Annotated in this window: 7 protein-coding genes; 5 read left to right on the plus strand and 2 right to left on the minus strand. The window is 39.1% G+C overall.

Going from position 1 to position 5,154, the window contains the following annotated elements; genetic code table 11:
- Positions 1-187: 187 nt before the first annotated feature.
- The 3 genes from O9334_RS18060 to O9334_RS18070 all read left to right on the plus strand — a co-directional run bounded on the left by O9334_RS18060 (position 188) and on the right by O9334_RS18070 (position 2,750).
- Positions 188-448 (plus strand): hypothetical protein, encoded by a 261-nt coding sequence (locus O9334_RS18060; RefSeq protein ID WP_045359692.1) that lies wholly within the window; start codon positions 188-190, stop codon positions 446-448.
- 68 nt (positions 449-516) lie between these two features.
- A complete protein-coding gene (locus tag O9334_RS18065; protein WP_288001631.1) occupies positions 517-750 on the plus strand; it encodes a type II toxin-antitoxin system YafQ family toxin in 234 nt (77 codons plus the stop codon).
- A 329-nt stretch (positions 751-1,079) separates the two neighbouring features.
- Entirely contained in the window at positions 1,080-2,750 is a 1,671-nt protein-coding gene (locus O9334_RS18070; RefSeq protein ID WP_288001632.1) for a glycosyltransferase family 39 protein, read from the plus strand.
- 63 nt (positions 2,751-2,813) lie between these two features.
- Here O9334_RS18070 and O9334_RS18075 read toward each other — a convergent pair whose 3' ends face one another.
- Together O9334_RS18075 and O9334_RS18080 are read right to left on the minus strand one after the other, a co-directional pair.
- Entirely contained in the window at positions 2,814-3,086 is a 273-nt protein-coding gene (locus O9334_RS18075) for a protein kinase domain-containing protein (protein WP_288001634.1), read from the minus strand.
- A gap of 25 nt (positions 3,087-3,111) precedes the next feature.
- On the minus strand, positions 3,112-3,309 hold the full coding sequence (locus O9334_RS18080) for a hypothetical protein (protein WP_288001636.1): 198 nt from the start codon (positions 3,307-3,309) through the stop codon (positions 3,112-3,114).
- A 243-nt stretch (positions 3,310-3,552) separates the two neighbouring features.
- On the opposite strand from O9334_RS18080, the gene dapB reads away from it, so the two are divergent.
- Positions 3,553-4,383, plus strand: coding sequence for a 4-hydroxy-tetrahydrodipicolinate reductase (dapB, locus tag O9334_RS18085; RefSeq protein ID WP_045359697.1), 831 nt, complete (start codon positions 3,553-3,555; stop codon positions 4,381-4,383).
- A gap of 211 nt (positions 4,384-4,594) precedes the next feature.
- Positions 4,595-5,154 (plus strand): DUF2887 domain-containing protein (locus O9334_RS18090; RefSeq protein ID WP_288001638.1); only part of this gene is annotated, 560 nt, incomplete at its 3' end.

Consider the following 5,154-nt stretch of genomic DNA (forward strand, 5'->3'; position numbering starts at 1 on the left):
TAGCTGGTTATAATTAAATTAAAAATGGATTTTGCCTTTAATCCCCCCTTGATCCCCCCTTGATAAGGTAGGGTTGATTCATGAATCAACCCTACCCTTGATAACGGGGGTGTCTGATAATTTTTAACGCCTACCTACTTATCTTGATTTTTTTTCCTCAAAAACTGAACTTCGGAGTACAATACAGATGACTAAATTAATTCAAGAAACTTTCGAGCAAATTGCACCGCTTTCTGAAGAACAACAAGATAGCCTGGCAACCTATCTAAAAAAACACCTAGCTGAATTTTTAGAAGAAGCGGAAAAAGAACGACGAATTGCAGAAGGGACTTATACCATAAGTGATTTTAACGAAAAAACTCAACAAGTCATTCAGAATATTGAAGAGCAAAAAAACTTAACTGTTGTCAAAGATCAAGTTGAACTGTATCAGCAGCTAGGAATTTAATGTTATTACCCATTTTTGAAAATCGCTTTAAAAAAGATATTAAACGACTGCAAAAACGGTGAAAAGATATGACCAAACTGAAAAATGTCATTGATAAATTACTTCAAAAGCAAGAACTAGAACCTAAATACAAAGATCACGCTTTGATGGGAAACTGGAATGGATATAGGGATTGTCACCTAGAACCAGACTGGCTTTTAATTTATAAAATCACAGACACCCATCTTTTTTTAGTGCGCTCTGGTTCCCATATTGAAGGCGGTTCGCGGAGGGGAAGCGTGGCAATCTTGCTTAACCGATAGTAATCTGTCAATTTTAAAAGGATCAGTGGAGACAAGCAGGGAGAGCAGAAGGGGCAGGGGAAGCACCGGGAGATTTATCTCTCAATTCGATCTTGACAGATCAATAGGCCTATGGTAGAGTAATAACCGAATTATCACACAAAGTCGAGGAGAGCCAAAAGCCTTCGAGTGATAGAATACGAGGGGTTGCTGAATCAAGGTATGAATGCCAATTGTGCGGGTTCCCGTGCAAAAGTTAGTTTGGGTCTAGGTTTTAAAAATCCCAGAAAAGAAGATTCATATCTCAAATCAGCAACCCCGAATACGATTGTCTGATGGTGAGAATTTAGATGCATTATATTCCCTCATTCAAAAAATTCCAGATCGCAGTTCCAGATCTACTGGTAGTGGCGGTGTGTATTGTAAGCTTTATTTTTAGCGTTATCGAATCAAAACTTAATACGGACGCTCACCATTGGGGGCTTATGTACGCGAATGCCATAGACTTGGTTCGCGGATCGATACCTTTTAAAGAAATATTTATTCAATACGGAATTCTAACGACGATAATTCAGGGTTTCTCTTTAGTTATCTTCGGCAATAAAGCGATCTCAGTCGGTATTATTACTGGATTATTTTACTCTTGTAGCTTGTACATATCGTATTTACTCTGGCAGAAAATCATCAGTAAGAACCGCGCCAGTTTTTCTACAATTTTGATGTTTTTATTGCAGGGGTATATTGTTTATCCGTGGTCTAATTACTTTTCTTATACTTTTTTGTTAATCTGTTTACTACTTTTGTCTAATGGTCGCTCAAAAAATTCACGGATTCTCGTATATTGTGTAGCGGGTATTTTTTTCGCCCTAAATGTGCTATCTAGACAAACCGCTTTTGGTCCAACAATAGTACCGATTTACTTGTATTTCTTGCTAGAACTTGTCGAGTCTTCAAAGGAAGAAAGGAAAACATTTATCAAAAAAATAGTATTATTTCATTTAGGAGTTATGGCGATCTTTGCAATATTTTTTGTTTATCTTTATCACACTTCATCTTTGCAAGATTGGTATCTTCAAAGCTTTACTATTTTAAGTTTTTACGAAGATTCTTCTGGAGGAGTAAAAAACCTAATTTTTGGATTCTTACAAGCAATGTTTATTTCACCAATACTAACATTCGATATTAGAACAATAATCTATCTATTAAATTTCTGCAACTCGATATTCTGGATACAGGCAATACTTGCGAAAGTTTTCAGAAAGAATCTGCCGGTTACAGATCGAGAAAAAGTTATTTTTTTACTTGCCAGTATTTCTCTATTCGGGTACGCGCAAGCCCTATATAAATTAAGCGTTTTTCGCTTACAGAATTCCTCCTCGATCGGTTTGGGATTGCTAACCCTTTCTGGCTTTGAAATTACCTCAAAATTACTCAAATGGCAACGGTATATTATTTTAGGTATTATCTGCGCTATGAGCGTATATCTTAGCGGCACCCTGGGTGGGTTAAAATTTTCTAGTGTTTACTACAACTGGCCGAAAGATCTATTCAGTGGCAGACTTCAGCAACCCGAAAACATAGATATATTTCAAGGAAAACTTTTTAATACTAGAGTTAAAAGTTATTATGAATCCTTGGTAAAAGAGATCGATTCCTATAAATCAAGTGTTCCGTACATTATCAACCTAACCCGTGACTCGTATATTCTTTACCTATCGAATAATTTTGAAAAAGTTCAATCTTCTCCTTTCTACGTTAGAGAACTCAATGACATGATCCTACCAGACGAGCAACAAAAGATTGATAATCTCATCGCCAGAGAAGACGCTATTTATATAACTCACTTACGGAAAATCGAAGACTTTCGTTCGATTCCAAGTAACTACTGTATTGTTTATCAGGCTCAAAAACCGAGAGAAGTTCCATTTATGCGCAAATATATTTCTCTCGTAGTTCCCCGAAAAATCGCCAAGGAGTGCTTGACAATTAATATCGAATCGTCAAAAGATAAGGGAGTATAATTGAACTTATATTAAAAGCTCACTTTTGATTTTTTCTATGAAATACCTAATAACCTACGCGAATCAAAAGTATCGATACAAAACCCTCGGATTTTTTAGTTCTACCGAACCTACCATGCAAGGAATTGCTGAAGGCCTTTCCATTAATCGAGCATACCAAAAGTTGCTCAAATGATCGATCAAAACTACTTTATCCTCGCCAGAGATTACAATATTTTCTGGTTTAATATCAAGATGATAAATTCCTTGCTCGTGAACTGTTTCTAATGCGTCCACCAATTGACAGATTAATTTCTCGATTCTTTGCGGAGGTAAACGAGAGCTGCCCGGCAGCAAAGAAGCAAAGGTTTTATCCCAGCGGCTATTCTTGGGGATAAAATTCCTTAATCGCTATAGCAGTGGCTAATTGACGATGACAGGCCCGATAGGTGATGCCAAAACTGCCCCGACCGAGGGGATAATCAATAGCATCGGTTCCATCTCTCAGTAAGGTTCCCTTTGCTAAGAAGTCTTTTAGTAGTGCTGGCAGGTAAACACCACAACGGAGACATTTATCCATTGATGGCTCAATTCCCTGAAAACGACAGTTTAAGCATGGCATGGAGGGTTAAGGACCCATATTCTCCCTAAATAATCACGATTTTCTCATAACTACCCCTCGATCGTTGTGCGTGAGAAAACGGATAATTAATTCAGTGATTAGGCAAAAGGCGGTTAGGTGTTGAGGTTTTTTCCTTTGTCCCTGAAATACCCCTCCACCCCAACAATCTATAATCGCCATATATAAGGAGAATAATTAACCATGACCGAAAATAGAGGCCCGATTCCCGTAGTTGTCAACGGTGCAGCCGGCAAAATGGGACGGGAAGTCATTAAAGCCGTTGCTCGTGCCGACGATATGATCTTAGTGGGTGCAGTGGATCGAAATCCAGCTTTTCGAGGTCAGGATGTGGGAGAAGTGGCTGGTTGTGAACCCCTAGAAGTGCCGATTCTCGACGATTTGCAGAGTGTTTTAGTCCTGGCAACTCAGGAAAAAGTGCAGGGGGTGATGGTGGATTTTACCCATCCCGACGGTGTTTATGACAATACCCGCAGTGCGATCGCCTATGGAGTGCGTCCCGTGGTGGGAACTACGGGATTATCGGCGGCACAACTGCAAGATTTAGCCGAATTTGCCGAAAAAGCCAGCACCGGCTGTTTAGTTATCCCCAATTTTTCCATTGGCATGGTTTTACTACAACAGGCTGCTATGCAAGCATCTCGCTACTTTGATCATGTAGAAATTATCGAACTGCATCACAATCAAAAAGCAGACGCACCCAGTGGCACAGCGATTAAAACCGCCGAATTACTGGCCGAATTAGGTAAAACCTTTAATCCTGCCCAAGTTTCCGAAAAAGAAACCATCCCCGGCGCTAGAGGCGGTTTAACTGCTGAGAACATCCGTATTCATAGCGTGCGTTTACCCGGTTTAATTGCCCACCAGGAAGTCATTTTCGGTTCCCCCGGGGAAATCTATACCCTTCGTCATGATACCAGCGATCGCTCCTGTTATATGCCGGGGGTTCTCCTCTCTATCCGCAAAGTTACTCAGCTGCAATCCCTCGTTTACGGTTTAGAAAAAATCCTCTAAATCGAGATATTTTAGAGAAAGGAGAGGAAAAGGGCAAAGAAGAGAAATCTCGACAAATTGCCCTAAAAATGCTATCTGCTGGCTTTCCTATCCCCAAGCCCTAGATTTAGATATTGAACAAGTACAACAAGTCATTGAGGGACAAAATTGAGGGAAAACGGACAGTATTTTCTATCGTCTCTTTGAGACTTTTCCTGAAAGTTTCTTTGATTTGCTCAATCTTCCCCCAGAAACCGTCAATCATTATCAATTTTCCTCCCTAGAAGTTAAACAACTCGCTTTTCGTTTAGATGGGGTTTTTCTTCCCGATAACCTGAATGATCCGATTTACTTTGTTGAGGTACAATTTCAAAAAGATGAACGGTTTTACTCGCGCTTTTTTAGTGAAATATTTCTCTATTTTCATCAGAGTGAGAGTAATAACAATTGGCAAGGGGTGATCATTTATCCTCATCGGGAAATTGAAAACAGTCCCAAATCTCGTTATCAAGAATTCTTTGAGTCAGGCCGAGTTAACTGTTATTATCTGAATCAGTTAGATGAGGGGGATTCTCTGGGGGTAAAAGTGTTACAATTAATTGTGGAATCGGAACCAAACACCTTAGCCCAAGGAAAAGAACTGATTCAACAGGTTAGACAACAATTCCAGGAGTCTTTAAAAAGACAAGACATTCTCGAATTAATTGAGACAATTCTCATTTATAAATTGCCCAAATTAAACCGTAAGGAGATAGAAAAAATGTTTAGTTTAAGTGATTTAAGAGAAACTAA

It is taken from the genome of Microcystis sp. LE19-8.1F (assembly GCF_027531715.1).
GTDB lineage: Bacteria > Cyanobacteriota > Cyanobacteriia > Cyanobacteriales > Microcystaceae > Microcystis > Microcystis wesenbergii_A.